Here is a 564-nt window from a genome sequence, read left to right as displayed (position 1 = left end):
AAAAAAAAACGTATGGGTATCGAGAACGAGACGAAGGCAAGCGCCAAGCATTTCAAGAGCAATTGAAGACGAAATCTAGTGGCAAGATTGTGTATGTGGATGAAGCTGGAATCGACAACCGAGACGAGTATCCGTATGGGTACTGCGAGGTTGGGCAACGCTTCTATGCCCTTAAGTGTGGTAAACGAACTGAGCGAGTCAGTTGGATTGCGGCACTCAAGCAAGAGAAATTGTTTGCACCCATGACGTTTCAAGGCTCCTGTAACCGACACTTGTTTGAGACGTGGCTGGAGGAGTGTCTTGTACCGCAACTACAGTCAGGGGATGTCATTATCATCGATAATGCCAGTTTCCACCACTCCCAGACGATTGACGAAATCGTAGCAGCAGCAGGATGCGAAATTTGGTATCTCCCTGCTTATTCTCCAGACTTAAACAAGATTGAGCATTGGTGGTTTGTATTGAAGAATTGGATGCGGCAGCGGTGGAATGAATTTGATAGTTTTCGTGATTGTGTCGATGCTGCTTTCAAACAGTGTCCTAATGTATATGCGTAGTGCTATA

1 protein-coding gene is annotated in these 564 nt (G+C 45.7%); it reads left to right on the top strand.

Features of this window, described 5'->3' with window-relative positions:
- Positions 1-557 (top strand): IS630 family transposase (locus DSM107010_RS37965; protein ID WP_127025483.1); only part of this gene is annotated, 557 nt, incomplete at its 5' end.
- Between the last annotated feature and the right edge of the window lie 7 nt (positions 558-564).

It is taken from the genome of Chroococcidiopsis cubana SAG 39.79, from assembly GCF_003991895.1.
Lineage (GTDB): Bacteria > Cyanobacteriota > Cyanobacteriia > Cyanobacteriales > Chroococcidiopsidaceae > Chroococcidiopsis > Chroococcidiopsis thermalis.
This window is presented reverse-complemented; position numbering and strand designations above follow the sequence as displayed.